This window comes from Pedococcus sp. P3_C7 (assembly GCF_056402615.1).
Map to the genome: position 1 here is coordinate 93,743 of NZ_JBFUHC010000007.1, position 24,705 is coordinate 118,447.

Annotated in this window: 25 protein-coding genes and 1 riboswitch; of the genes, 12 read left to right on the forward strand and 13 right to left on the reverse strand. The window is 71.1% G+C overall.

Features of this window, described 5'->3' with window-relative positions; all coding sequences use genetic code 11:
* Window positions 1-37: 37 nt before the first annotated feature.
* Window positions 38-140: riboswitch (TPP riboswitch) on the reverse strand.
* A gap of 129 nt (window positions 141-269) precedes the next feature.
* Window positions 270-548 (forward strand): DUF4235 domain-containing protein, encoded by a 279-nt coding sequence (locus AC1DS4_RS11060; protein ID WP_477624497.1) that lies wholly within the window; start codon window positions 270-272, stop codon window positions 546-548.
* 28 nt (window positions 549-576) lie between these two features.
* On the opposite strand, the gene hutI is transcribed toward AC1DS4_RS11060, so the two are convergent.
* Genes hutI through AC1DS4_RS11075 form a run of 3 tightly spaced genes read right to left on the reverse strand, consistent with a single transcriptional unit; the run spans window position 577 to window position 4,285 of the window.
* Window positions 577-1,749, reverse strand: a complete 1,173-nt coding sequence (hutI, locus tag AC1DS4_RS11065; RefSeq protein WP_477632807.1) for an imidazolonepropionase — start codon at window positions 1,747-1,749, stop codon at window positions 577-579.
* Window positions 1,746-3,080, reverse strand: a complete 1,335-nt coding sequence (locus tag AC1DS4_RS11070; protein WP_477632808.1) for a formimidoylglutamate deiminase — start codon at window positions 3,078-3,080, stop codon at window positions 1,746-1,748. The genes hutI and AC1DS4_RS11070 overlap by 4 nt, the downstream gene beginning before the upstream one ends.
* On the reverse strand, window positions 3,077-4,285 hold the full coding sequence (locus AC1DS4_RS11075) for an allantoate amidohydrolase (RefSeq protein WP_477632809.1): 1,209 nt from the start codon (window positions 4,283-4,285) through the stop codon (window positions 3,077-3,079). Before AC1DS4_RS11075 ends, AC1DS4_RS11070 begins: the two co-directional genes overlap by 4 nt.
* Before the next feature lie 181 nt (window positions 4,286-4,466).
* Between AC1DS4_RS11075 and AC1DS4_RS11080 the strand changes: the two genes are divergently transcribed.
* Window positions 4,467-4,940 (forward strand): aminoacyl-tRNA deacylase, encoded by a 474-nt coding sequence (locus tag AC1DS4_RS11080; RefSeq protein ID WP_477632810.1) that lies wholly within the window; start codon window positions 4,467-4,469, stop codon window positions 4,938-4,940.
* 77 nt (window positions 4,941-5,017) lie between these two features.
* Here AC1DS4_RS11080 and hutU read toward each other — a convergent pair whose 3' ends face one another.
* The 7 genes from hutU to AC1DS4_RS11115 form a co-directional block, all read right to left on the reverse strand.
* Window positions 5,018-6,673: a urocanate hydratase gene (hutU, locus tag AC1DS4_RS11085; protein WP_477614111.1), complete on the reverse strand. Its 1,656-nt coding sequence runs from the start codon at window positions 6,671-6,673 to the stop codon at window positions 5,018-5,020.
* 61 nt (window positions 6,674-6,734) lie between these two features.
* Window positions 6,735-8,300 (reverse strand): histidine ammonia-lyase, encoded by a 1,566-nt coding sequence (gene hutH / locus AC1DS4_RS11090; protein ID WP_477624502.1) that lies wholly within the window; start codon window positions 8,298-8,300, stop codon window positions 6,735-6,737.
* A 76-nt stretch (window positions 8,301-8,376) separates the two neighbouring features.
* Entirely contained in the window at window positions 8,377-9,768 is a 1,392-nt protein-coding gene (locus AC1DS4_RS11095; RefSeq protein ID WP_477632811.1) for an aldehyde dehydrogenase family protein, read from the reverse strand.
* The gene (locus tag AC1DS4_RS11100; protein ID WP_477632812.1) at window positions 9,765-10,199 is read right to left on the reverse strand and encodes a cupin domain-containing protein; all 435 of its coding nucleotides are present in this window, start codon (window positions 10,197-10,199) and stop codon (window positions 9,765-9,767) included. The genes AC1DS4_RS11095 and AC1DS4_RS11100 overlap by 4 nt, the downstream gene beginning before the upstream one ends.
* Entirely contained in the window at window positions 10,192-11,268 is a 1,077-nt protein-coding gene (locus tag AC1DS4_RS11105; protein WP_477632813.1) for an isocitrate/isopropylmalate dehydrogenase family protein, read from the reverse strand. Before AC1DS4_RS11105 ends, AC1DS4_RS11100 begins: the two co-directional genes overlap by 8 nt.
* Entirely contained in the window at window positions 11,265-11,579 is a 315-nt protein-coding gene (locus tag AC1DS4_RS11110; RefSeq protein ID WP_477632814.1) for a putative quinol monooxygenase, read from the reverse strand. Before AC1DS4_RS11110 ends, AC1DS4_RS11105 begins: the two co-directional genes overlap by 4 nt.
* Window positions 11,576-12,703: an Ldh family oxidoreductase gene (locus AC1DS4_RS11115; protein ID WP_477632815.1), complete on the reverse strand. Its 1,128-nt coding sequence runs from the start codon at window positions 12,701-12,703 to the stop codon at window positions 11,576-11,578. The genes AC1DS4_RS11110 and AC1DS4_RS11115 overlap by 4 nt, the downstream gene beginning before the upstream one ends.
* A gap of 82 nt (window positions 12,704-12,785) precedes the next feature.
* On the opposite strand from AC1DS4_RS11115, the gene AC1DS4_RS11120 reads away from it, so the two are divergent.
* Window positions 12,786-13,451: a GntR family transcriptional regulator gene (locus tag AC1DS4_RS11120; RefSeq protein ID WP_477632816.1), complete on the forward strand. Its 666-nt coding sequence runs from the start codon at window positions 12,786-12,788 to the stop codon at window positions 13,449-13,451.
* A gap of 24 nt (window positions 13,452-13,475) precedes the next feature.
* On the opposite strand, the gene AC1DS4_RS11125 is transcribed toward AC1DS4_RS11120, so the two are convergent.
* On the reverse strand, window positions 13,476-14,150 hold the full coding sequence (locus AC1DS4_RS11125) for a response regulator (protein WP_477624508.1): 675 nt from the start codon (window positions 14,148-14,150) through the stop codon (window positions 13,476-13,478).
* The gene (locus AC1DS4_RS11130; protein ID WP_477632817.1) at window positions 14,147-15,784 is read right to left on the reverse strand and encodes a sensor histidine kinase; all 1,638 of its coding nucleotides are present in this window, start codon (window positions 15,782-15,784) and stop codon (window positions 14,147-14,149) included. Before AC1DS4_RS11130 ends, AC1DS4_RS11125 begins: the two co-directional genes overlap by 4 nt.
* Before the next feature lie 145 nt (window positions 15,785-15,929).
* Here AC1DS4_RS11130 and AC1DS4_RS11135 point away from each other — a divergent pair, with 145 nt between their 5' ends.
* The 7 genes from AC1DS4_RS11135 (at window position 15,930) to AC1DS4_RS11165 (ending at window position 21,505) form a co-directional block, all read left to right on the forward strand.
* A complete protein-coding gene (locus AC1DS4_RS11135; protein ID WP_477632818.1) occupies window positions 15,930-16,934 on the forward strand; it encodes a Bug family tripartite tricarboxylate transporter substrate binding protein in 1,005 nt (334 codons plus the stop codon).
* Window positions 16,934-17,440 (forward strand): tripartite tricarboxylate transporter TctB family protein, encoded by a 507-nt coding sequence (locus tag AC1DS4_RS11140; protein WP_477632819.1) that lies wholly within the window; start codon window positions 16,934-16,936, stop codon window positions 17,438-17,440. The genes AC1DS4_RS11135 and AC1DS4_RS11140 overlap by 1 nt, the downstream gene beginning before the upstream one ends.
* Window positions 17,440-18,999: a tripartite tricarboxylate transporter permease gene (locus tag AC1DS4_RS11145; RefSeq protein WP_477632820.1), complete on the forward strand. Its 1,560-nt coding sequence runs from the start codon at window positions 17,440-17,442 to the stop codon at window positions 18,997-18,999. The genes AC1DS4_RS11140 and AC1DS4_RS11145 overlap by 1 nt, the downstream gene beginning before the upstream one ends.
* 2 nt (window positions 19,000-19,001) lie before the next feature.
* A complete protein-coding gene (locus AC1DS4_RS11150) occupies window positions 19,002-19,400 on the forward strand; it encodes a universal stress protein (protein WP_477624512.1) in 399 nt (132 codons plus the stop codon).
* Window positions 19,400-19,873, forward strand: coding sequence for a ribonuclease E activity regulator RraA (gene rraA / locus AC1DS4_RS11155; protein ID WP_477632821.1), 474 nt, complete (start codon window positions 19,400-19,402; stop codon window positions 19,871-19,873). Before AC1DS4_RS11150 ends, rraA begins: the two co-directional genes overlap by 1 nt.
* A gap of 126 nt (window positions 19,874-19,999) precedes the next feature.
* Window positions 20,000-20,761 (forward strand): IclR family transcriptional regulator, encoded by a 762-nt coding sequence (locus tag AC1DS4_RS11160; protein ID WP_477624514.1) that lies wholly within the window; start codon window positions 20,000-20,002, stop codon window positions 20,759-20,761.
* Between the two features lie 54 nt (window positions 20,762-20,815).
* Window positions 20,816-21,505: a D-alanyl-D-alanine carboxypeptidase family protein gene (locus AC1DS4_RS11165; protein WP_477632822.1), complete on the forward strand. Its 690-nt coding sequence runs from the start codon at window positions 20,816-20,818 to the stop codon at window positions 21,503-21,505.
* An 11-nt stretch (window positions 21,506-21,516) separates the two neighbouring features.
* Here AC1DS4_RS11165 and AC1DS4_RS11170 read toward each other — a convergent pair whose 3' ends face one another.
* Window positions 21,517-22,983, reverse strand: coding sequence for a PhoX family protein (locus tag AC1DS4_RS11170; RefSeq protein ID WP_477632823.1), 1,467 nt, complete (start codon window positions 22,981-22,983; stop codon window positions 21,517-21,519).
* Between the two features lie 101 nt (window positions 22,984-23,084).
* On the opposite strand from AC1DS4_RS11170, the gene mobA reads away from it, so the two are divergent.
* On the forward strand, window positions 23,085-23,681 hold the full coding sequence (mobA, locus tag AC1DS4_RS11175; protein WP_477632824.1) for a molybdenum cofactor guanylyltransferase: 597 nt from the start codon (window positions 23,085-23,087) through the stop codon (window positions 23,679-23,681).
* Entirely contained in the window at window positions 23,678-24,655 is a 978-nt protein-coding gene (locus AC1DS4_RS11180) for an NAD(P)H-quinone oxidoreductase (RefSeq protein WP_477632825.1), read from the forward strand. Before mobA ends, AC1DS4_RS11180 begins: the two co-directional genes overlap by 4 nt.
* The last annotated feature ends 50 nt before the right edge of the window (window positions 24,656-24,705 follow it).

The following is a 24,705-nucleotide window of genomic DNA, read 5'->3' on the forward strand; positions in this document are numbered from 1 at the left end:
GAGAAGACACCTGTGGTGGCGCACTTCACCCGACAGGTGTCTGAGATTCTCGACTCCCTACGCCGGTGCGAACCGGATCAGGTGTGAGGGTCTGCGGTCTCCCGCACTCTCAGCGCTTGCGCGCTCCCCTGTCGTTACCCGTCGAACCATACTCCTGGGTGTGGCAGGGTGGAGCCGCAGGTCAGCGGCAATTTCGCGTGGCGACGGGTCGCGACGCGGGGACACGGATCCTCAACGGGTCCGCGACAGGTACGGGAGAGGTGTGCGACATGGGACCACTGGTGTGGCGAGTGCTGGGGACCGGATCGGCGGTGCTCGCGGGTGTGGTCGCCAACAAGCTGGTCACCACCGCGTGGAAGAAGGCCGGCCGCGACGCCGTCGTCGACCCGCGTGACCCGCGCACCCCGTGGAAGGACGCCATCGCGTTCGCTGCGCTGACCGGACTGGCGGCTGGTGCTGCCCGGGTGATCGCGACCCGCAAGGCCGCCGAGTACTACGAGAAGTCCGCCGGGCACCTGCCCAAGGCGATGCAGCACGGCGACGCCTGAGGGCGCAGACCTCCACGACGCCTGAGCGTCAGGCCCCGTCCAGGTCGAGGGCCTTGGCGATCGGTACGCCCGCACGGTAGGACAGGTGGACGTGCGACGGCGCGTCGAGGACGGTGAGATCGGCTCGAGCCCCCACGACGATCCGTCCGATGTCATTGCGCCGCAGCGCCTTCGCCGAACCCGTCGTGGCCGCGAGCACCGCCTCGCCGGGCGTCAGGCCCATCTCGCGCACCGCCAGGGCGATGACGAACGGCATCGACGACGAGTAGCAGGTCCCCGGGTTGCAGTCCGTGGCGAGTGCGATCGACACGCCGGCCGCCAGCAGGGCAGCGGCATCGGGGTAGGGCGAGCGCGTGGAGAACTCCACCCCGGGCAGCAGGGTCGCCACCGTGGTGTCCGCTGCGGAGGCCAGCGCGTCGACGTCGGAGGCTGAGAGGTAGGTGCAGTGGTCGACGCTGGCCGCTCCGAGCTCGACGGCCAGCTGGACCCCGGGCCCGTGACCCAGCTGGTTGCCGTGCACCCGCAGCTCGAGTCCCGCACGACGTCCGGCGAGCAGCACGGTGCGCGCCTCGTCCTCGGTGAACGCGTGGGCCGAGTGTGGTTCGCAGAACACGTCCACCCACCTCGCGTACGGAGTGGCCGCCTCGAGCATCGGGCCGGTCACGAGCTCGAGGTAGGTCGCCCGGTCCTCGGCGTACTCGCGCGGCACCACGTGGGCCCCGAGGAAGGTCGTCTCGGAGGTGAACTCGCGGGCGATGCGCAGGGCCCGCGCCTCGTCCTCGATGGTCAGGCCGTAGCCGCTCTTGATCTCGACGGTCGTCGTGCCCTGGGCGCGCATCTCGGCGACCCGCAGGGCGACGAGTGATCGCAGCTCGTCGTCGGTGGCGGCCCGGGTGGCGGCCACCGACACCCCGATGCCACCACCGTCATAGGGCGTGCCGGCCATCCGCGCGGCGAACTCGTCACCACGGTCCCCGGCAAACACGAGGTGGGAGTGCGAGTCGACGAAGCCCGGCAGTACTGCTCGACCCCCCACGTCGACCTGGTCATCGGCCATCGGGGCGCCCGACGCCGGACCGATCCACGCGACGTGCCCGCCCTCGATGACCACTGCGGCGTCGCGCACGAGGCCGAGCCGGTCAGGGGTCGACCCGTCGCAGGTGACGAGCTCGGCGATCCCGGTGACGACGGTGCTGCTCACTGGTGCTCCCTCACGTCGGCCAGCGCCTTGCCGAGCAGCGCCGCCACGTCGCCCAGCCGGTGGCGTCCCGCCTCCACGACCGTGCTGCCGCCGACCACCACCCGGTCGACGTCGGATCGCGTGGCGCAGTAGAGGATCTGACCCGCCTTGGCGCCAGCGGTGTTGACGGTGTCGGTGCGCACGACGACGAAGTCCGCCGCGGCCCCCTCCGCGATCACACCGGCGTCCTGCCAGCCGAGGCTGCGGTAGCCGTCCGAGGTGGCGGCCGTCAGCAGCTCGTCGGGGGTGAACCGGCCGCGCTCGTTGCTGGCGAGCCGTTCGTGCATCTCGAGCCCCCGCACCTCCTCGAACGGGTCGATGACCGCGTGCTGGTCCGAGCCGAGCGACAGGCGCGCGCCCGCAGCCGTCAGCGCCCTCGCGGGACCGATGCCGTCGGCGAGGTCGCGCTCGGTCGTCGGGCAGAAGCAGGCCGTCGTGCCCGACTCGCCCAGCAGGCTGATGTCCCGGTCGGACAGGTGCGTCGCGTGCACGGCACTGAACCGGCCGCCGAGCAGACCGGCCTCGTCGAGGAGCTCGGTCGGCGTGGCGTTGTAGAACATCTGCGTCGCGAGGTTCTCGGCCGGCTGCTCGCTCACGTGGGCGTGCACCGTGCGGCCACGCGTCACCTCGGCCATCGCCCGCAGGTCGTCCCGCGGCACGGCGCGCACCGAGTGCACTGCGGCGCCGATCCGGGTCGTGGCGTCCGGAGCCAGGGCGGCCACCCGGGCTGCCCACGCGTCGACATCGCCGTCGCTGAACCGCCGCTGGACATCGTCCAGTGGCACGTGCCCGTCCCCTGCCAGCCCACCCGCGAGATAGCAGGTGTCGAGCAGGGTCAGCCGCAGGCCGGCGTCCCGCGCGGCCGCGATGAGCGCCTCCCCCATCGCGTTGGGATCGGCGTAGGGGCGGCCGCCCACGCTGTGGTGGAGGTAGTGGAACTCCCCGACGACGGTGATCCCCGAGAGCACCATCTCGGCAAACACCGCCCTGGCCAGGGCGAGGTAGGTGTCCGGAGTGAGGTGCCGCGTGACGGCATACATCTGCTGTCGCCACGTCCAGAAGTTGCCGCCGTCTCCGTGGGTGCGCCCGCGCAGGGCGCGGTGGAAGGCGTGGCTGTGGGCGTTGGCGAATCCCGGCAGCACCACGCCGTGCAGCCGTTCGTCACCCGGTTCGGGGCGGGCCCGGTGCACCCCTGCGAAGACCCCGTCGACCACCTCGAACCGCACACCCGTGGCCAGTCCGGTGGGGAGCCACGCGTGCTCCGCCCAGTACTGGGTTGATCCAGCCGTCACGCCTGCGCCCCCGTCAGGTCCTCGAGGACGGCCGTCAGGGCCGCCACCCCTTCGAGGCAGTCGGAGAGCTCCGCATGCTCCTCGGGTGAGTGCGAGACGCCCGTGGGGTTTCGGACGAAGAGCATCGCGGTGGGGATGCCGGCGTTCGCGAGGATGCCGGCGTCGTGCCCGGCCCCCGTGCCCAGGACAGGTATGCCGCCGAGCCGGGTCCCCAGCCGCGCGCTCAGCCCGGCGTCGAAGGGCGTGGACGGGGTCCACGACTCCTCGGTGATCCGCCCGCCGGACTGCTCGACCATCGCGCTGATGTCGGCGACCGCGCGGCGCACGGCGCGAGGGCTGGCGCCACGGGCGTCGAGCCATCCCGTCACGGCGCTCGGGATGGCGTTGACACCGCCCGGCGTCACCACGACCTTGCCGATGGTCGCGACGCAGCCGTTCGTGATGGCGGCCTCGCGCGCGGCGAGCACCGCACCGGCATACCCGAGCATCGCGTCGTGGCGGTCCTCGAGCCGGGTGGTCCCGGCGTGGTTGGCCTCGCCGGTGAAGTCCAGCCGCCACCTGCCATGGGGCCAGATGTCGCTGCCGACCGCGACGGGGTGGTCGAGGTCGATGAGGCCGCGTCCCTGTTCGACGTGCAGCTCCACGAAGCTCCCGATGCGGCGCATGGCGTCGTCGTCCCGACCGATCTGGTGCGGGTCGCGACCAGCTGCTTTGAGCGCGTCAGCCATGGTGGTGCCGTCGGCGTCCGTCAGGCTGCGTGCGCGACGCGCGGTCATGGCACCGGTGATGACCCGGGAGCCGGCGCAGGCCACGCCGAACCTGGCGCCCTCCTCGTCGACGAAGTTCACCACCCCGATCGGCCTGGAGGGCTCAAACCCCTTGTCCCGCAACACATCGATGGCCGCGAGCGCGCTGACTACCCCCAGCGGACCGTCGAAGGCACCGCCGTCGGGGACGCTGTCGAGGTGCGACCCCGTGACGACTCCCTTGTCCCCGCGGGCGGCCGCCGCATCGGGGTCCCCCCACCAGGCCCACTGGTTGCCCATCCGGTCCTCGGTGAGGTCGAGCCCGCGCGCGCCGCACTCGCCGGTGAACCACTCGCGGAGGTCGTGGTCCTCGCGGGTCCAGGCAAAGCGCCGGTAGCCACCTGACTGGGCGCTGCGTCCGACGGGCTGGAGGTCAGCCCACATCGACTCGAAGCTCACGGTGCCCTCTCTGGCGGCGGCGGCAGGACTGGGGCCGGTCCGCGGTGGACGCAGACCGACGACCAGACCATTCCACACCAGCGGACGTGATGATGTGCGGGCTCCTCCACCATTCCGTCTCGGATCACAGACAGGCGCCGGGCGAGAGGGTGGCGCCCAGGGTGGCGGCTAGGCTTCCACCGTGACTGACGACGGCGCGGCGCGGGCGGCGGCAGCGCTTGCGGCGAGCGGCATCGAGCACACCATCACGCGCCACGGCCGGGTCAGCTCGCTGGAGGAGGCGGCCGCGGCACGGGGCGTTCAACCGGGCGACATCATCAAGACCCTCGTGGTGCGGCGGGCGGAGGACGACTACCTCTTCGTGCTCGTGCCGGGTGGTCGTGAGATCTCGTGGCCCAAGCTGCGTGCCCTGCTGGGCGTCAACCGGATGTCGATGCCGGACGCCGCCACCGCCAAGGACGTGACCGGCTACGAGCGCGGCACCATCACGCCCTTCGGCTCACTGACGGCGTGGCCCGTCGTGGCAGACGCCTCCGTGGCCGGACGCCTCATCTCCATCGGCGCCGGTGCCCACGGTGTCGCCGCGACCGCGCAGGCCGACGACGTGGTCGCCGCCCTCGGCGCCCAGGTCGCCGACGTCACCGACCCGGCCTGAACCCCCCGCCTGGACCCACCCCCACCGCGAGGTATGCCGGGTGGTGACCACCCGGCATACCTCGCGTTGGTGCGAGATCAGCTCTCGCGCATGGGGATCCGCACGCCCTGCTCCCGGGCAGTGCGCTCGGCGATGTCGTAGCCGGCGTCGACGTGGCGGATGACGCCCATCGCCGGGTCGTTCGTGAGGACGCGGGCCAGCTTCTGCGCCGCGAGCTCCGTGCCGTCCGCGAGCGAGACCTGGCCGGCGTGCAGGGAGCGACCGATGCCGACGCCGCCACCGTGGTGGATCGAGACCCACGAGGCGCCGGAAGAGGTGTTGACGAGGGCGTTGAGCAGCGGCCAGTCCGCGATGGCGTCGGAGCCGTCGAGCATGGCCTCGGTCTCGCGGTAGGGGCTGGCCACCGAACCCGTGTCGAGGTGGTCGCGCCCGATGACGATGGGGGCGCTCACTGCTCCCGTGCGGACGAGCTCGTTGAACGCCAGACCCGCCTTGTCGCGCTCCCCCTGGCCGAGCCAGCAGATGCGGGCAGGCAGACCCTGGAAGGCGATCCGGTCCTGGGCGCCGCGGATCCACTTGTGCAGCCGGTCGTTGTCGGGGAACAGGTCGAGGACGGCCTTGTCCGTCGCCGCGATGTCCTTCGGGTCGCCCGAGAGCGCCACCCAGCGGAAGGGGCCCTTGCCTTCGCAGAAGAGGGGCCTGATGTAGGCCGGAACGAAACCGGGGAACTCGAAGGCCCGCTCGTAGCCGCCCTGCCGCGCCTCGTCGCGGATCGAGTTGCCGTAGTCGAAGACCTCGGCCCCTGCGTCCTGGAACTCCACCATCGCCTGGACGTGCTTGGCCATCGACTCGCGCGCCCGGTCGGTGAACTCCTCGGGCTTCTTCTCGGCGTACTCGTGCCAGTCGCCCACCTCGATCCCCTCGGGGAGGTAGGACAGCGGGTCGTGCGCAGAGGTCTGGTCGGTGACGATGTCGATCGGCACCCCGCGACGCAGCAGCTCGGGGAAGATCTCGGCGGCGTTGCCGACCACACCCACCGACCAGGCGCGCCGCTCGTTCTTGGCGGCGACAGCCTTGTCGATCGCCTCGTCCAGCGACGAGGCGACCTCGTCGAGGTAGCGGTGCTCGACGCGGCGCCGGAGCCGCGACTCGTCGACGTCGACGATCAGGCAGGCGCCCTCGTTCATCGTGACGGCGAGCGGCTGCGCGCCGCCCATGCCACCACAACCGCCGGTGAGGGTGAGGGTGCCGGCGAGCGTTCCGCCGAAACGCTTCTCGGCGATCGCGGCGAACGTCTCGTAGGTCCCCTGCACGATGCCCTGGGTCCCGATGTAGATCCACGAGCCCGCGGTCATCTGCCCGTACATCGTCAGCCCGAGGTGCTCGAGCCGCCGGAACTCAGGCCAGGTCGCCCAGTCGCCGACGAGGTTGGAGTTGGCGATGAGCACGCGCGGCGCCCACTCGTGGGTCTGCATGACGCCGACCGGACGACCGCTCTGCACGAGCATCGTCTCGTCCTGCTTGAGCGTGGTCAGGGTGCGGACCATGGCGTCGAACGACTTCCAGTCACGCGCCGCTCGGCCGGTGCCGCCGTAGACGACGAGGTCGTCGGGACGCTCGGCGTTCTCGGGGTCGAGGTTGTTCATCAGCATGCGCATCGGGGCCTCGGCCCCCCAGTGCTGGGCGGTGAGCTGCGAGCCGCGGGGTGAGCGGACGGGGCGGGCGCCTTCCATGTCGTTCTCCTTCAGTGCCTTGGTCAGACGGTTCAGTGACGAGCGGGGTATGCCGGGGGGTTCAGTTGAGCGGGCCGGTGACCGACTCTGCCGCGGCGACGGCCGCGCCGCTCGCGACGAGCTGGACGGCCACCTCGATCTCAGGGGCCAGGAAGCGGTCGGTACCCGGTGCGGGGGCGCCCGCGTCGCGGAGCGCCTTGACCACGGCCCCGGTGGCCGGTGCCGGGGTCAGGGGGGCCCGCAGGTCGATGGCGCGGGCGGCGGTGAGCAGCTCGACCGCGAGGACGCGGGTCAGCCCGTCCACCGAGCGACGCAGCTTGCGGGCAGCCGACCACCCCATCGACACGTGGTCCTCCTGCATCGCCGAGCTCGGGATCGAGTCGACCGAGGCGGGCACCGCCAGGCGCTTCATCTCGGACACGATCGCCGCCTGGGTGTACTGCGCGATCATGTGGCCGCTGTCGACGCCGGGGTCGTCCGCGAGGAAGGCGTTGAGCCCGTGGTTGCGCGACACGTCGAGGAACCGGTCGGTCCTCCGCTCCGAGATCGAGGCCAGGTCGGCGGCGACGATCGCCAGGAAGTCGAGGACGTACGCGACCGGCGCCCCGTGGAAGTTGCCGTTGGACTCGACCCGTCCGTCGGGCGTGACGACGGGGTTGTCGACCGCGGAGGCGAGCTCGAAGCCCGCCACCGTCGCGGCATACTCCACGGTGTCGCGGACCGCGCCCGCAACCTGCGGTGAACAGCGCAGCGAGTAGGCGTCCTGGACGCGCGTGCAAGCCTCGGGGTCGCGGTGGCTGTCGCGGATCCCGCTGTCCTGCATCAGCTTTCGCAGGTTCTCGGCGGACCTGGCCTGGCCCGGCTGCGGGCGCAGCGCGTGGAGGTCCGCCGCGAAGACGTCGTCGGTCCCGAGCTGGCCCTCGACGCTCATCGCGGCCGAGATGTCGGCGGTCTTGAGCAGTGAGCGCAGGTCGGTGATGGCGAGCACGAGCATGCCGAGCATGCCGTCGGTGCCGTTGATGAGGGCCAAGCCCTCCTTCTCACGCAGCTCGACCGGGGTGATGCCGGCGGCGGCGAAAGCCGCGGCCGTGTCCATCTTCTCCCCGTCCGCGTCACGCACGACTCCCTCGCCCATGAGGGCGAGCGCACAGTGGGACAGCGGCGCGAGGTCGCCCGAACAGCCCAGCGAGCCGTACTCGTGGACGACCGGGGTGATGCCGGCGTTGAGCATCGCGACGTAGGTCTGCAGGGTCTCCTCGCGGATGCCCGTGCGCCCGGTCGCAAGCGTGGAGATGCGCAGCAGCATCAGCGCGCGAACCACCTCGCGCTCGACCTCGGCGCCCGACCCGGCGGCATGCGAGCGCACCAGCGAGCGCTGGAGCTGGGCGCGCAGCTCGACCGGGATGTGCCGCGTCGCCAGCGCACCGAACCCGGTCGAGACGCCGTAGTGCGCGACCGTGTCGTCGGCGAGCGCCTCGATCACCTCGCGGGTGCGGCGCACCTCCGCCAGCGACTCATGGGAGATCTCGACCCTGGCGTCGTGCCGGGCGACCGCGACGACGTCGTCGAACGAGACGGGCCCGGTCCCGACGGTGACGGTCGGCGCTGAGGTGACAGTGGTGGTCATGCCTCCATTGCAGCGGAGGTATGCCGCGTGCGCGCCCTGCGCAGGCGGCATACCGTCTCGGATGCGAGACGATGGGTCAGGCGGACACCCAGTAGGTGCGCTGGTTGGTGAACTCGAGGATCCCCGCGTCGGCCAGCTCACGCCCGTAACCGCTGCGCTTGGTGCCCCCGAAGGGGACCCGGGGGTCGGAAGCGACCACCGCGTTGATGAACGCCGCACCCGAGGTGACCTGTCGCGCGACGGCAACGGCCCGCTCGGGGGACCGGCTCCAGACGCTGAGGCCCAGTCCGTAAGGGGTCGCGTTGGCGAGCCGGATCGCGTCGGCCTCGTCGGAAGCCACCGCGACAGCCGCGACCGGACCAAAGGTCTCCTCGTCGAACGCCGGCATCCCGGGACCTGCGTGGAGCAGCACGGTGGGTGCGTAGAAGTAGCCCGCGCCGTCGACGCTGTGCCCGCCGGCAGCCAGGGTCGCCCCCGCGGTCACCGACAGGTCGACCTGTCGCTGCAGGGCGTCGCGCAGGTCCGAGCGGGCCAGCGGCCCGACCGTCGTGGTGGGGTCGGTGGGGTCGCCGACGACCAGCGCCCGCACGCCCGCGAGGAACAACCGGGTGAACTCCTCGGCGACCGGCGCCTCGACGATGAACCGTTTCGCGCAGACGCAGCTCTGGCCCGAGTTGGTGAACCTGGCGCCGACGGCAGCCGCCGCCGCTGCGGGCACGTCCGCGTCGGCGAGGACGACGAACGCGTCCGACCCACCGAGCTCGAGGACCGACCTCTTGGACGCGCGACCCGCGGCCGCGCCCACCATCTCACCCGCTCGGTTGCTGCCGGTCAGGGTGACCGCGGCGATGCGTTCGTCCTCGATGAGCCGCCCAACGGTCGCGGGAACGTCCTCCTCGGCCACGACCAGGGTGGTGAACAGGTCGCTGGGGAACCCTGCCCGGACGAAGGCCTCGGCGAGGGCGAGGGCGGAGCCGGTGACGTTGGGCGAGTGCTTGAGCAGGACCCCGTTGCCGGCAGCCAGGGTCGGGATGGCGAAGCGCATCACCTGCCAGACGGGAAAGTTCCACGGCATCACGGCCAGCACCAGCCCCAGGGGTTCTGGCGACACGAAGGCGGAAACCCCTGCGGGCGAGTCGATCTCGACGTGGCGGGGCGCCAGGATCGAGGCCGCCTGACTCGCGTAGTAGTCGGCGGTGACCGCTGACTTCTCGACCTCGCCGCGGGCCTGGGCCAGCGGCTTGCCCATCTCGGAGGTGACGAGCGCGGCATACCTCTCGGCATCGGCGCGAAGGTGGGCCGCGAGCCGGGCGAGCAGCTCTGCGCGGTCTGCCACCGCCACCTGGCCCCAGGCACGGGCTGCGGCGGCACCGGCGACCAGCGCTTTCTCGATGTCGTCGGCCCCCATCGAGTCGTAGCTAGAGAGGACGCTCCCGTCAGCGGGGTTGACTGTCGTGATCGTGCTCATGGCGTGCTCAGGCCGCCTCGGTCGCTCTCCGACAGGTGCTCGAACGTCTCACCGGTGGCGGTGATCGTCCGGGTCACGTCGCGTCCGCCGTACACCCAGTAGATGCGCATCGGCCCGACGCCGCGGTTGTAGAAGCGGTGCGGGACGCCGGCCGGCACCCACGTGGCTTCGCCGGCGACGAGGTCGAACCGCTCGTCACCGATCTCGGCAACGGCCTCGCCCTCGAGGACCAGGACGGACTCCTCGACGTTGTGGCTGTGCAGCGGCAGGCCGGTGCCGGGCTGGAACTGGGTCTGGCCGGTGGTGATCCGGTTGGCCTCGCAGTTCCACTTCCCGACGTACGGGACGGTCACGACGCCGTTGCCACGGTCGAAGGGCCGCACCTCGTCGGGGCGGATGAGCAGGGTGGGGGCGAGGGGCTGGTCAGGCACGGGAGGGCTCCTGGGTCAGGGTGCCGATGAGGGCGCTGGTGAAGTCGTCGGTGCCGAGGGGGCCGCCGAGGTCGCGGGTGCGGGTGGCGGGGTCGGCGATGGTGGCGGTGACCGCGGCGTCGAGCAGTCGTCCTGCCTCGCGCAGCTCCGGCCTGCCGGATCGTGCGCCGTGCCAGTCGAGGAGCATCCCGGCCGAACGGATCAGCGAGGTGGGGTTGGCGATGCCCTGCCCGGCGATGTCGGGCGCGGACCCGTGCTGGGCCTGCGCCACGCAGACCCCGTCCCCGGCGTTCACCGACCCACCGAGGCCGAGACTGCCGCAGAGCTCGGAGGCCTCGTCGCTGAGGATGTCGCCGAACATGTTGGTGGTCACGAGCACGTCGAACGACCCGGGGTCGCGGATCAGCCTGGCCGCGGCAGCGTCGACGATGAGCTCGCGCAGCTCGACGTCGGGGAAGTCGGACGCGACCTCCCGCACCGAGCGCAGGAACAGCCCGTCCGACAGCTTGAGCACGTTCGCCTTGTGCACCGCGGTCACGTGACCCCGGCGGGTGCGCGCCAGCTCGAAGGCTGCGCGAGCCACGCGTCGCGAGGCTGGGGCGGTGATCTTGCGGATCGCGAACGCGGAGTCCTCGTCGGGCATGAACTCGCCGCTGCCGGCATACATGCTGCGGTCGGAGTAGAAGCCCTCGGTGTTCTCCCGCACGATGACCAGGTCCATCGGGGTGCGCAGCACGCTCAGGCCGTCGACCGACCGGCACGGGCGGATGTTGGCGTACAGCGCGAAGCGGGTCCGCAGCTCCGCGCTGGGGTTGATGCCACCCTGCTCCCGCGCCGGGTAGTCGTAGTGCGAGACCGGTCCGAGGACGGTGCCGTCGACCTCGGTCACCCGCTGCAGGACCTCGTCCGGCAGGGTCGTGCCGACCGACTCCAGCGAGGCCAGCCCGATGTCACGGTGCTCCAGCTCGAGCCCCAGACCCAGCCGGCGATCGAGGGCGAGCAGGACCTCGACGGTCGCCCGGGTGATCTCGGGGCCGATGCCGTCCCCCGGCAGGACGAGGATCCTCACAGCTCGCTCCCGTCGTGGTGGAACCGTCGTGTGGCGAGGGTGTTCACCTGGCTGCCCGGCACCACGCACCGGCTCGCGGCGGCGCGCCAGTCCGCGAAGTGCGGAGTCGCGCGGTGGGCGGCCACTGCGTCGTCGTCGGCGTAGACCTCGTAGAACACGAAGTGGTGGTCGTCGGTGACGTCCTGGGTCACGTCGAAGTAGAGACACCCCGGCTCGTCGGCGAAGGTGCGCTCGGCGTTCACGGCGATGGCGGCGACGAACTCGTCGAGCCTCCCCGGGACGACGGCGAGAGAGACGACGAGGGCGATCATGCGGGGACCTCCGGTCCGTCAGGGGCGGTCGGGTTGGCGGCGAGTGGGGCGGGGAGGGCGATGCCCGCCTCCCGCCCGAGCGCGGTGAGCGCTTCGGTCGTGGCATCGGCCAGGGGTATGCCGTCGGCGGACAGCCGGCGCCGGCTGCGGTCCTCGAGCTCACCGGGGACGAGGATCTCGTCCGCCCACGTCGCGAGGGCGCCACCGCGGGTCTGGTCGACCAACGCCTCGATGCGGGCCGAGAACTCGTCCGGGTCGGACACCGCGGCCACGTCGATGGTGATGAGGAGGTGCCCGGCGCCGCTGCGCCGCTCCGGGTCGTAGGGACCCGCGACGCCGGCGCCGAACGCGCTGCCCGTGAGCACCCCCGCCAGCACGTCCATCATGAACGAGATGACGTAGCCCTTGGGCCCGGCCATCGGCAGGATCAGGCCCGCGATCGCCGCCGCGGGGTCGGTCGTGGGCGCGCCATCGCTGTCGGCGGCCCAGCCCTGGGGGATCTCCTCGCCACGCTCGGCAGCCAGATAGACCTTGCCGCGGGCGACAGCCGTGTTGGCCAGGTCCATGACGACCACGCCATGACGACCTGCGGGGGCGGCGATGGACCAGGGGTTCGTGCCGATGCTCTTCGCGGTCCCGCCCCAGGGCGCCATCGCGGGGCTGGCGTTGGTGACCAGCAGGGCGACACAGCCGGCCTCGGCCGCCTGTCGGGTGAAGTACGCCGCCGTGCCGAAGTGTCCGGAGTTGCGGACCGCGACCCCGCTGATGCCGTGCTCCCGGGCGAGCTCGATCCCCAGGTCGACCGCCCGCTGCGTGATGACCTGGCCGATGCCGTGCCGTCCGTCGAGCACGACCACGGCGCCACTGTCCCGCGCCACGTCCGGGGCGGTGACCGCCTCCATCGCTCCGCTGCGCAGCCGGGTGAGGTACCAGGGCAGTCGGAGCATCCCGTGCGAGGCGTGGCCCCACAGCTCTGCGGTGACGAGGGAGTCGGCCAGGAGCACGGCGTCGGTGTCGGGCACTCCGTCGGCGCGCAGGAGGCGGGTCGCGAAGTCAGCGAGGTCCGTGGCCGCGAAGCTGGCCCCTCGAGGGGCAGCGCCTCCGGCGGGCTCGGCCTGGGTCACGTGGCGCTCCTTGGTCGGACTGTGCGAGACTGCGTGAAGGGAAGCATACTTGTATACAAGTGTGCAAGATGGGAGAGACCAGATGGTGGATCGACCACGACGGGCGTCCGGCGGACAGCTCGTCTACAGCGAGCTGCGCCGCCAGATCCTCGACCTCGAGCTCAAGCCCGGTGAACGGCTCTACGAACCAGAGCTGGCCACCCGGATGCAGGTGAGTCGCACGCCCCTGCGCGAGGCGCTGCGGTTGCTGCTCGCCGAGGACCTGCTCGACCAGCTGCCCACCGGCGGGATGGTGGTCCGGCTGTTGAGCGCGCGCGAGATCGAGGAGCTCTACTCGGTGCGCGCCGCGCTGGAGGGCCTGATGGCCGCCGAGGCCGCGGCCCGCCTCGACGACGAGGGCGCAGCCACGTTGCGTCGACTGGTGGACCGCAACGAGAAGCTCGTCGACCTGCCCAGCGACGCGATGAACGCGGGACACGACTTCCACCTGGCCATCGGCGCGATCGCCGGGCACGAGTGGGCCTCTCGGCTGCACGGGCAGGTCGACGGGCAGATGGCGCGCTACCGCGCGTTCACCAACCAGTCCCAGGAACGCCGGACCGCTGCCCTGCGCGAGCACCAGGACATCCTCGAGGCCCTGGTGGCCCGGGACCCCGTCCGCGCCCACGCCGTTGCCGAGGCGCACGTGCTCGCGGCGCGCGACACCGCGCTCAGCGCCATCTCCGACCGGCTCGAGCAGTCCGGCTGAACGCCTGCGGCCCGGTCCACGGCGTCAGCGAAGCCGGTAGCGACGCTCGGGCCTCCCGGCCGCGCCGTACCTCGGACGCATCTCGGCCGTGCCGACCGACACGAGGTGCTCGAGGTAGCGCCGGGTGCTGCTGCGGGACAGGCCCGTCGACTCGGCGCATTCCGTCGCCGACAGCCCGTCCTCGTCGGCCGCCTCGAGGGCCTGGCGAACCAGGTCCGTCGTCTCCGGGCTGATGCCCTTGGGTGAGCCTCCCACCAAGCGGGCCCCGCTCGCCCGGAACACCCGGTCGACGTCGTCCTGCCCCGCCTCGGTGAGCTCGGCGAGCTCAGCCCGGTGCACGGCATACTCACCGAGTCGTTGCTGGAGTGACTCGATCTCGAACGGTTTGACGAGGTACTGGAAAACCCCGCCACGCAAGGCGGTTCGCAAGGTGTCGAGGTCGCGCGCGGCACTGATCACGATGACGTCGACGTCCTCGCCGCTGCCCTCGCGCAGCCGCGCCAGCACCTCCAGCCCGGTCATGTCGGGGAGGTAGATGTCGAGCAGGACCAGGTCGGGCCGGGTCACCTCGACCGCCCGGAGGGCGTCGGTGCCCGTGCTGGCAATGCCCGCGACCTCGAAGCCCGGCTGCCTCGCCACGACGCTGGAGTGCAGCCGCGCCACCATGAAGTCGTCGTCGACGACCAGCACCCTGATCACGATGCCTCCTGGTGCACCAGCACGGGCAGCGTGGCGACGAAGACCGCGCCCTCGTCGTTGGTGACGATGATGTCCCCGCCGCGATTGCGACAGATGAGCCGCACGATCGCTAGTCCGATGCCACGCTCCTGCGCCGTCGTCGTGGACTTCGTGCTGAACCCCCGGGTGAAGACCAGCTCACCGATCGTGGAGTCGATGCCCGGGCCACTGTCGCGCACGGTCACGGTCATCGCGTCGCCGGAGTGCGAAAGAGTCACTTGCACAACGGGATCGGCGCCACCACCGGCGGCCGCGTCGAAGGCGTTGTCGATGAGGTTGCCCATCACGGTGTTGACGTCCGCCGCCAGCGCGTCGTCGAGAGGGGGCACGTTGCTGGTGGCGTCGACGACCAGCTCGACGCCGCGCTCCGCCGCCTGGCTGGCCTTGGCGATGAGCAGGGCGGCAACCGCCGGATCCTGCACGTGCGCAGCGACATTGGTCGTCAGGGTGCTCGAGTCGTCGGTGATCTGCCGGATGTAGCTGCGCACCCCGTCGAACTCCTCCAGCGCGATCAGACCACTCACGACGTGCATCCGGTTGCTGAACTCGTGGGCCTGCGCCCGCAACGTGTCGGTGGTGCTCTTGGTCAGGTCGAGCTCGCGCTGGAGCTCGAGCATCTCGGTGCGGTCGCGCATCGTGGCCACCCAGCCGATGTGCCTGCCACGGCTGGTGACCGGCATCCGGTTCACGGTGAGCACCCTGCCACGGACTGGCATGACGTGGTCGGTGAGCTCGGTCCCGTCGTCGAAGATCTGGTCAGCCCGCCCCGTGCCGTCCACCTCCGCGAGGGTCCGCCCCCCGGACGTGAGGGGTATGCCGAGCAGGTGCGCCGCTTCGTCGTTGACCATGGTGATGCGGTGGTCGAGGTCGACCGCGAGCACGCCCTCCTTGATGCCGTGCAGGAGGGCTTCGCGCTGCTCCACCAGTCCGGCGATCTCGCGTGGTTCGAGCCCCAGGGTCTGGCGCTTCACGCGCCCGGCGAGGAGCAGCGAACCCACCACCCCGAGCAGGCTCGCGATCCCCAGGTAGGTCAGCAGGTTGGGCAGGGCGGTCTCGAAGTTGTCGAGGATGGAGGGGTAGGCGCGGACGACCGCCACCACACCGTCGGTCTCACGGGTGTCGACGTTGATGATCGGGGCCATCGCGAGTGCCGCTCCCGTGCCCTCCTGCGCACCGACCCACGACCGCCCCTCGAAGGCGTCGGTCTGCTGCAGGTACATGGCCCTCCGCGGAAGCGCGTCGCTCGAGGCAATGACCCGCCGGTCCCTGAGCGCGAGCAGCACCGTGGTCGAGCTCGAGAAGGTGCGCCCCGACTCGACCACCGACTGGGCCTGGCCCAGGAAGTCCTCACCGCCCGATGCCGCAGCCTCCCGCACTCCAGCGGTGACCGCCAGGCGTTCCGCGACGGCGAGGGCCCGGCTTCCCTCGGTCTCGCGGGCGCGGGCGTCGGACTGGGCCAGGGAGACCGCGGCCACTCCGACGAGGACGACGCACACGATGGCCAGCTGCATCGCCAGCATCCGGCTGGCGAGCGTCCAGCGCCGCCGCCAGGGCCAGCGCCGGCGGGCCAGCCACGCGCGCCATCGAACGTCCACGGCTCGATTGTGTCTGGGCTGCCTGCGTCCGACCAGCACCGCGTGAGCACAAAGGACAAAACAGAGTTTGCGCACCTAACCGTGACACCGCGATCGAGGCCGGGGCACGGTGTGCTTCGAACCCCCTCAGACAAAGGAGTCTCCCGTGCAAGTACGGACCCCCCTCAAGGTCGTGGCAGCCGCCACGGTCGCCGGTCTCGCCCTGAGCGCCTGTGGCGTGAGCGGCGACGACTCGTCAAGCGAGACGAGCAGCTCCTCTGGCCCCGTCAAGGGTCTGCGGATCCTCGTGCCGAACTCACCCGGCAGCGGCTACGACACCACCGCCCGCCTCGCGGCCAAGGCCATGCAGGACGCCAAGCTCAGCGAGACGATCGAGGTCTTCAACTCCGCAGGCGCCGGCGGCACCGTCGGTCTCCAGCGCCTCGTCAACGAGAAGGGCCACGACGACATCCTCATGCAGATGGGGCTCGGGGTCGTGGGCGCCGTCTACACGAACAAGTCGAAGGCCACGCTCAACGACACCGTCCCGATCGCCAAGCTGATCGAGGAGTCCGAGGCGATCGTCGTGCCGAAGGGCTCCCCCTACGACACCCTCGACAAGCTCGTCGCGGCGTGGAAGGCCAACCCGGGCAAGGTCCCCGTCGGTGGCGCGTCCAACGCCGGTGGCCCCGACCACCTGACCCCGATGCTCCTCGCCAAGGCCGTGGGCATCACCCCGAAGGACGTCAACTACGTGGCGTACGACGGTGGCGGCGAGCTGCTCACCGGTGTCCTCGGCAAGAAGGTCGCCTTCGCGGCGACCGGCATCGGTGAGGTCGCCGAGCAGGCGAAGTCCGGCGACGTGAAGATCCTTGCCGTCACCAGCGCCAAGCCCGTGGAGGGCGTGGACGCTCCCACCCTCAAGAGCCTCGGTGTGGACATGGAGTTCACCAACTGGCGCGGCATCGTGGGTCCCCCCGGGCTCAGCGACGCCAAGACCAAGGAGTACGTCGCCCTGCTGACCAAGATGCACGCTACCGACCAGTGGAAGAAGACCTTGGCCGACCAGGGCTGGACGGACTCCTTCCAGACCGGTGACGAGTTCAAGACCTTCCTGACCGCCCAGAACGACAGCGTCGCCGGCGTTCTCAAGGAACTGGGACTGGCCTGATGTCCAGCAGCCCGACTGCGGCAGAGAAGGGGGGCCGCTCCGAGTACGGGGTGGCCCTCCTCCTGCTGGGCCTCGGCGCCTGGGCGATCGTCGACGCGCTCGGGGTGACCGACACTGCGTCCCGTGGTCCCGTCAATGCGCGCACCGTTCCGATCGCGGTCGGGCTGCTGCTCATCCTCATGGCAGTCCTGCTCACCGTGGACCTGGTCCGTGGTGGGCGGGGCGAGGCCGAGGGTGGCGAGGACGTCGACCTCACCCACGGCAGCGACTGGCGCACGATCGGCCTGCTCGTGGGCTCGTTCGCCGCCAACGCGCTGCTCATCGACCCGCTCGGCTGGCCGATCTCCGGGGCGATCCTGTTCTTCGGGACCACCTACGCCCTCGGTGCGCGGCACTACGTCCGCATGGCGCTGATCTCGATCGTGCTCTCGGTGGGGTCCTGGTACCTCTTCTTCCTCGGTCTGGGCATCAAGCTCCCGGTCGGGCTGCTCAAGGGAATCCTCTGATGGACGGAATCAACGCCCTCATCGACGGCTTCGGCACCGCGCTGACGCCGACGAACCTCCTCTACGCCGTCATCGGCGTGGTCCTCGGCACCGCCATCGGCGTGCTGCCCGGCATCGGCCCGGCGATGACCATCGCCCTGCTGCTGCCGCTGACGTTCACGCTCGAGCCCACCCAGGCGTTCATCATGTTCGCGGGGATCTACTACGGCGGCATGTACGGCGGGTCGACGACGTCGATCCTGCTCAACACGCCAGGCGAGAGCGCGTCGGTCATCACAGCGATCGAGGGCAACCTGATGGCCAAGAAGGGCAGGGGCGCAGCTGCCCTGGCCACGGCGGCGATCGGTTCCTTCATCGCGGGCACCATCGGCACCCTGGCCCTCGCCCTCGTCGCTCCCCAGATCGTCAAGCTCGCGATCCAGCTCGGTTCACCCGACTACTTCGCCATCATGATGTTGGCCTTCATCGCCGTGACCACGGTGCTGGGGTCGTCGAAGATCCGTGGCCTCGCCTCACTCGGCATCGGACTGCTCATCGGGACCGTCGGCATCGACCCGACCTCCGGCCAGCAGCGGCTGACCCTCGGCATCCCCCAGCTCGCCGACGGCATCGACGTCGTCGTGGTCGCGGTCGGCCTCTTCGCGGTCGGCGAGGCGCTCTGGATCGCCGCGCACCTGCGCCGCAACCCCGCCGAGATCATCCACGTCGACGGCGCCCGGATGAACCGCGAGGACTGGCGGCGCTCGTGGAAGCCCTGGCTGCGCGGCACCGTGATCGGCTTTCCCTTCGGTGCCATCCCCGCGGGTGGAGCTGAGATCCCGACCTTCCTGTCGTACGCGATGGAGAAGAAGCTCACCAAGCACCCCGAGGAGTTCGGTCACGGAGCCATCGAGGGCGTGGCCGGGCCCGAGGCCACCAACAACGCCTCGGCGGCCGGTGGCCTGGTGCCACTACTGACCCTCGGCATCCCCACCACCGCGACCGCGGCGGTGATGCTCGGTGCGTTCCAGTCCTATGGCATCCAGCCCGGACCGCGCCTGCTCGACGACCAGTCGGAGCTGGTGTGGGGCCTGATCGCCTCGCTGTTCATCGGCAACGTGATCCTGCTGGCCCTGAACCTGCCCCTCGCGACCATCTGGGCGCGGCTGCTCAACATCCCGCGCCCCTACCTCTACGCCGGCATCCTCTTCTTCGCCAGCATCGGGGCCTACGCCGCCAACACCTCGACCTTCGACCTGTGGCTGCTGCTCATCATCGGCGGTCTCGGGTTCTTCATGCGCCGCTTCGGCCTGCCGGTCGTCCCGGCCATCATCGCGATCATCCTCGGCCCGGTGGCTGAGGAGCAGCTGCGACGGGCACTGCAGATCAGCGACGGCGAGCTGTCCGGTCTGGTCAACACGCCCTTCTCCAAGGTCGTCTACGTCATCGTCGTCCTCCTGCTCGTGGTCCCCGTGGTCATCGATCGCGTGCGGTCGCGGCGCGGTGGCGGCGACGGCGACAGCGGCATCCAGGACGGGTCGCCGCCCGGCCACCAGCACGCCAACCAGGAAGGGCAGTAGTCATGGCCATCGTCGTGGGTTTCGTCCCCCGTCCGGAGGGTCACGCAGCCCTCGACCGAGCGATCGAGGAAGCCAGGCTGCGCGGTGCCCGGCTGGTCGTCCTCAACGTCAGCCGGGGAGACGCCCTGGTCGACTCGAGGTTCGCGTCGTCCTCGGACTGGGACGCCGTGAAGGCCCAGCTCGAGGAGTCCGGGGTGGAGCACGAGGTTGCCCAGTCCGTCGAGGCCCGGGACCCGGCCGACCAGCTGCTGCGTGTCGCGGAGGAGACGAACGCCGAGCTCATCGTCATCGGGCTTCGGCGCCGGTCACCGGTCGGCAAGCTCATCATGGGCAGTGCCGCCCAGACCGTGCTGCTCGAGGCGGAGGCGCCGGTCCTGGCAGTCAAGGCGGCCAGGGACTGATGGCCTCGGTGTCCACCGCCGACCTCTACGACGAGCACGGTGACGACCTGCAGTCCTGCTCGGTGCAGTTCCGTCACTACGGTGCCCACTCCTCCTTCGAGGGCGTCATCACGACGATCCGATGTCACCGCGACAACGCGATCGTGAAGTCCACGCTCACCGAGGACGGCTCCGGCCGGGTGCTCGTGGTCGACGGTGGCGGTTCGCTGGAGTCGGCGCTGATGGGAGACCTCATCGCTGCGAGCGCGGTCGCCAACGGTTGGGCGGGCGTGGTCATCCACGGCGCGGTCCGCGACGTGGTGGCGCTGCGCGAGCTCCCGCTCGGCGTCCTCGCCCTGGGGTCGAACCCGCGCAAGAGCGCCAAGGACGGGGTCGGCGAACGCGACGTGGTCGTCAGCTTCGGCGGGGTCGACTTCGCCCCGGGCCAGCGACTCTTCGCCGACGAGGACGGCGTCCTCGTCACCCGCGCCTGACCGCGCGTTTCACCCCTCACGACCACCACCTCGGGTATGCCGCGTGCGCGCCCTGCGCTCGCGGCACACCCGGTCGTGGTTCGCGCGTCGCGTCCCAGGTTGTCTGACACCTGAGACACTGGTGGCGTGGCCAACGCACCCGCAGCCGCGCACACGCTCCAGCTGCTGACCCTCCTCGCGCGGCACACCGAACCGCTTCCGGCGGGGTCGATCGCGCGCGAGCTGGGGTTGCCGCGCTCGACGACGTACCACCTGCTCGCAGTGCTGCGCGACCACGGTTTCGTCACCCACCTGGAGGAGGAGCGGCGCTACGGCCTGGGTGTCGCGGCGTTCGAGCTGGGCTCTGCGTACCAGCGACAGGCGCCCCTGCAGCGGATCGCCCGGCCGTTGCTCGGCCGCCTCGTCGACACCACGACGCACAACGCCCACCTCGCGGTGCTGCACGGCCGCGACGTCCTCTACGTCATCGAGGAACGCGCCCCCGGCCGTCCCCTTCTCGTCACCGACGTCGGGGTGCGGCTGCCCGCGACGCTCACCGCCAGCGGCCTCGCGATGCTCGCCCAGCTGCCGGCGGCCCAGGTGCGGGCCCTGTTCCCACACCGCGACACCCTGGTGCAGCGCGACGGCCACGGCCCCACCACGGTCAGCGAGCTGCGGCGTGAGCTGACCGAGGTCCGCACCCGCGGCTACGCGCTCGAGGACGACTCGGTCAGCGTGGGGCTCTCGTCGGTGGCGCAGGCGGTCCTCGACCACACCGGGCACCCGGTCGCCGGCGTCGCGCTGACCTTCCCCCGCGACGGGGTCGACGACACGGAACGCAGTCGGCTGGTCGCCGCCGTGTCCCGCGCCGCCGCCACGCTGTCCGCGCGAATCGGCGGCGTCCGCTGACATCCACCCCCGGCCTGCCAGACTCCAGAGGGCCGCAGCAGAGGGGGTGAGTCCATGACGACGACGCACGTGTCGGCTGGTCGGCGACGGCGCCAACGGCTGCGCCGCACCCTGGTCGTGACGGCCGTCCTGGTCGGGCTCGGCGGAGCAGCCGGGTATGCCGCGTGGCACGACGACTCCTCGGCTGCCGCGGGGCCGCAGGCGTCAGCCACCAGCGGGGCCGACCGGGGCGCGGCGCTCGCCGCGTCGAAGGCGAAGCCGAAGACGGGGAAACCGGGGAAACCGAAAACCGCTGGTGGCAAAGGCTTTGCGCCAGTCGTCACCGACCGGATCCCCGCGCCGACGACGAGCCTGGCACTGTCCGCTCCGATCCCGGGCACCACGAACATGCAGGCCGCAGCCGCAGCCGCCTTCACCCGTGCCTTCGCCGACGCGCGCGCTGACGGGCTGGCCCCCGAGATCAGGTCGGCCTGGCGCAGCGCCGAGTGGCAGCAGATCCTGTTCGACCGCGCCGTGACGAAATACGGCTCACGCGGGGAGGCTGCCAAGTGGGTGCTCGCCCCGGCGAAGTCGGCGCACGTCAAGGGTTATGCGGTCGACGTGCACCCGCAAGCGGCGGCGACGTGGCTCCAGACGCATGGCGCGGCATACGGCATCTGTCGCACCTATGACAACGAGTGGTGGCACTTCGAGTACCTCGCCACCTCGACGTGCCCGCCCCGCCAGCCGACCGCAGCCGGCTGACGGGGGGCGGGTCAGACGCCGATCGTGTGCCAGGGCCCCCAGATCGCGAAGCTCAGTCCGGCGCTGGCCTGGATGTTGACGAACAAGGTCGACTTGTCTGGGCTGAACGTCGACCCCGCGAACTCGTCGTCGAACCTCGGCGTGCCGTTGGCGTTGGCTGCTCGGTTGAGTGCGATGTCCCAGAGCTGGCCGCCCTTGTTCAGTCCACGGATGTAGTTGTCCACGTCGTGGTCCTCGCACACGACGAGCGTGCCGCGGTTGCTCACGGTGATGTTGTCCGGGAAGTCGAACGTCTCCTTGCCGGGCGACTGGTAGACGAGCCGCAGCTTCTCGGAGCGGGTGTCGTAGGCCCACACCTGGCCGAAGCCGTTGCCGTACCCGGCGATGAGCTCGGGCCCGGTCTCGGCGTCGCCACCGCCCTGCGTCGAGGTGAAGTAGACGACTCCGTTGTCGTAGATCTGGCCCTCGAGCCGGGAGAAGCCTGCCGCGCCGAGCGCTCGACCCTGGTTGCTGACGTGGACCAGTGCGTCGTCGTTCTTCGTCGGCGCCGGCTGGCCCGGCGTGTAGGGGAAGGTCGGGTCGGGGTCGGCGATGTCCACCCACTCGACGTCGTAGACCGCTCCCTTGTCCTGGTGTGCCTCGAGGTGGGCGTTCGGCTGACCATTGACGGCGAGCATCTGCAGGTGGCCGTCGTTGTCGAGGTGGCCGCTCTCCATCGGGTTGGTTCCCGGGGTGTACCGGTAGAAGCCGGACGGGAAGGCGAAGTTGTCCTCGGTGAGGTAGAGCCGTCCCTCGCGCGGATCGAAGGACACCGCCTCGTGGGAGAACCGACCTGCCCTCGTGATCGGCATCGCCGCCGAGCGGCCCGTGACGGGGACCTCGAAGACGTAGCCGTGCTTCTTGGTGAACGGGACATTGGACGCCCCGGTGAAGTCCGGCCCGACGTCGGGGCCGTTGACGGTCTCCTCGCAGGTCACCCAGGCACCCCACGGCATCTGCCCACCGGAGCAGTTGTTCGCGGTCCCGTTGATGGCGGTGAACTCCCCCAGGACCTCACCCTCGCCGGTCACGTCGACGTGGATGCACCCGCCTCGGGCGCCGGTGTCGTAGGTCCACGAGCCCACGGCGCCGAAAGGCGTTCCGGTGCCCGCGACCTCGTGGTTGCGAATGAGGGTGACGGCGCCGTCGGGGCCCTCGAAGGCACCCATGCCGTCGTGGCGTCCCGGCATGGGCTTGCCGTCCACGAGGGGCGGCGGCACCGCTTGGGTGTCGTGGAAGGAGCGGTAGCTGAACCCCTCCGGGAGGTGCAACCGCACCTTGCCGTCACGCAGGTCAGGCGTGGCACGCAGGCCACGGAAAGGCGCCGCACCGATGGCCGATGCGGGACCCGCGACCAGACCGGCGAACGGGCCGGCCAACGCCGCCCCTCCCGCGACCGCAGCGCTCCCCTTCAGAAATGTGCGTCTTTCGAGCGTCATGATCCTCTTCCCTTCGAGATCGTCGAATCTCGCCAACCTAGACCGGACCCGCGCGCATCGGAACCCCCACAGCGCCCTCCAGGATCCCCCACAATGGGCCTGTGACCTCGGCCTTCGTCCCCACCGCTCCGGTGGGTGCCCTCGTGACGGCGGTCGTGCTCTGCGGGGGCGAGGGGCGGCGCTTCGGGGGCGACAAGACCCGCGCCGACCTGGCCGGGAGCCCGGTGCTCGACCACGTCCTCGACGGCCTGCCGTCCGACTGGGCGGTCATCTGCGTCGGCGAACCGCGCCCCACCCGACGACCGGCGGCCTGGTGCCGCGAGTCCCCTCCAGGGGGTGGCCCGGTCGCCGCGATCGCGGCTGGCCTGGCCCACGTCGAGCGGCCCCTCGTCGTCGTCCTCGGCGGTGACATGCCGTATGCCGCGGGCCCGGCTCCCAGCCTCGCCTCCCGCCTCGCGGCGTCCCCCGACGTCGAAGCGGTCCTCGGCAGGGACGGTGACGGCCGACTGCAACCGCTGCTCGCGGCATACCGGACGGCTGCGCTGCGCGACGCGCTGCCGGACTCGCCCGCGGGCACACCGATGATGCGGTTGCTCGACGCGCTGCGCACCCTCGTGGTGACCCTTCCTGAGGGTGCGGCACTGGACGTCGACACCACCGCTGACCTCGAGTCGGCGCGCCATAGGCTCGACCCGTGAAGGCGATCACCATCCCGCAGCCCGGCGACGCCTCGGCGCTCGTGCAGACCGAGGTCCCCGACCCGCACCCCGCTCCCGGCGAGGTCCGGGTCCGCGTGGTGGCGGCCGGAGTCAACCGGGCCGACGTCATGCAGCGGATGGGCTTCTACCCACCCCCACCCGGGGCGCCGGACTACCCCGGTCTCGAGGTCAGCGGCACGGTGGACGAGGTCGGCGACGGGGTCGACGGCTGGCACGTCGGCGACGAGGTCTGTGCGCTGCTGTCGGGTGGTGGCTATGCCGAGCTGGTGTGCGTGGCCGCCGAACAACTCCTGCCGGTCCCGACGGGCGTCTCGCTCGTGGACGCGGCAGCCCTGCCCGAGGTGGTCAGCACGGTGTGGTCCAACGTGTTCATGACGGCGAATCTCCTTCCGGGACAGACCTTTCTGGTTCATGGTGGATCGTCGGGCATCGGGACGATGGCGATCCAGCTGGCCCGTGAGGTGGGAGCGCGCGTCGCCGTCACGGCCGGGTCGGCGGACAAGCTCGAGGTGTGTCGCCAGCTGGGCGCCGACATCCTCGTCAACTACCGAGAGCAGGACTTCGTCGAAGAGCTGCGCGCCGCGACCGCCGGGGCCGGGGCCGACGTCATCCTCGACAACATGGGAGCGAAGTACCTCGCCCGCAACGTCGACGCGCTGGCCCCCAACGGACGCCTGGTCGTGATCGGCCTGCAGGGTGGCGCGAAGGCGGAGCTCGACCTCGGGCTGCTGCTGCGCAAGCGAGCCGCCGTCATCGCCACCTCCCTGCGTGCCCGTCCGGCCGACGAGAAGGCCACCATCGTCGCGGCGGTGCGCGAGCACGTCTGGCCACTCGTGGCGGCCGGTCGCGTCAAACCCGTCATCCACAGCCGCTACCCCCTCACGGAGGCAGCCGACGCGCATCGCGAGCTCGAGGCCAGCGGGCACATCGGGAAGATCCTGCTGACCGCCTGAGGCCAGCTCTCGAACCACGTGACCCACCGAGTCGGGCACGTGCCCCGCCC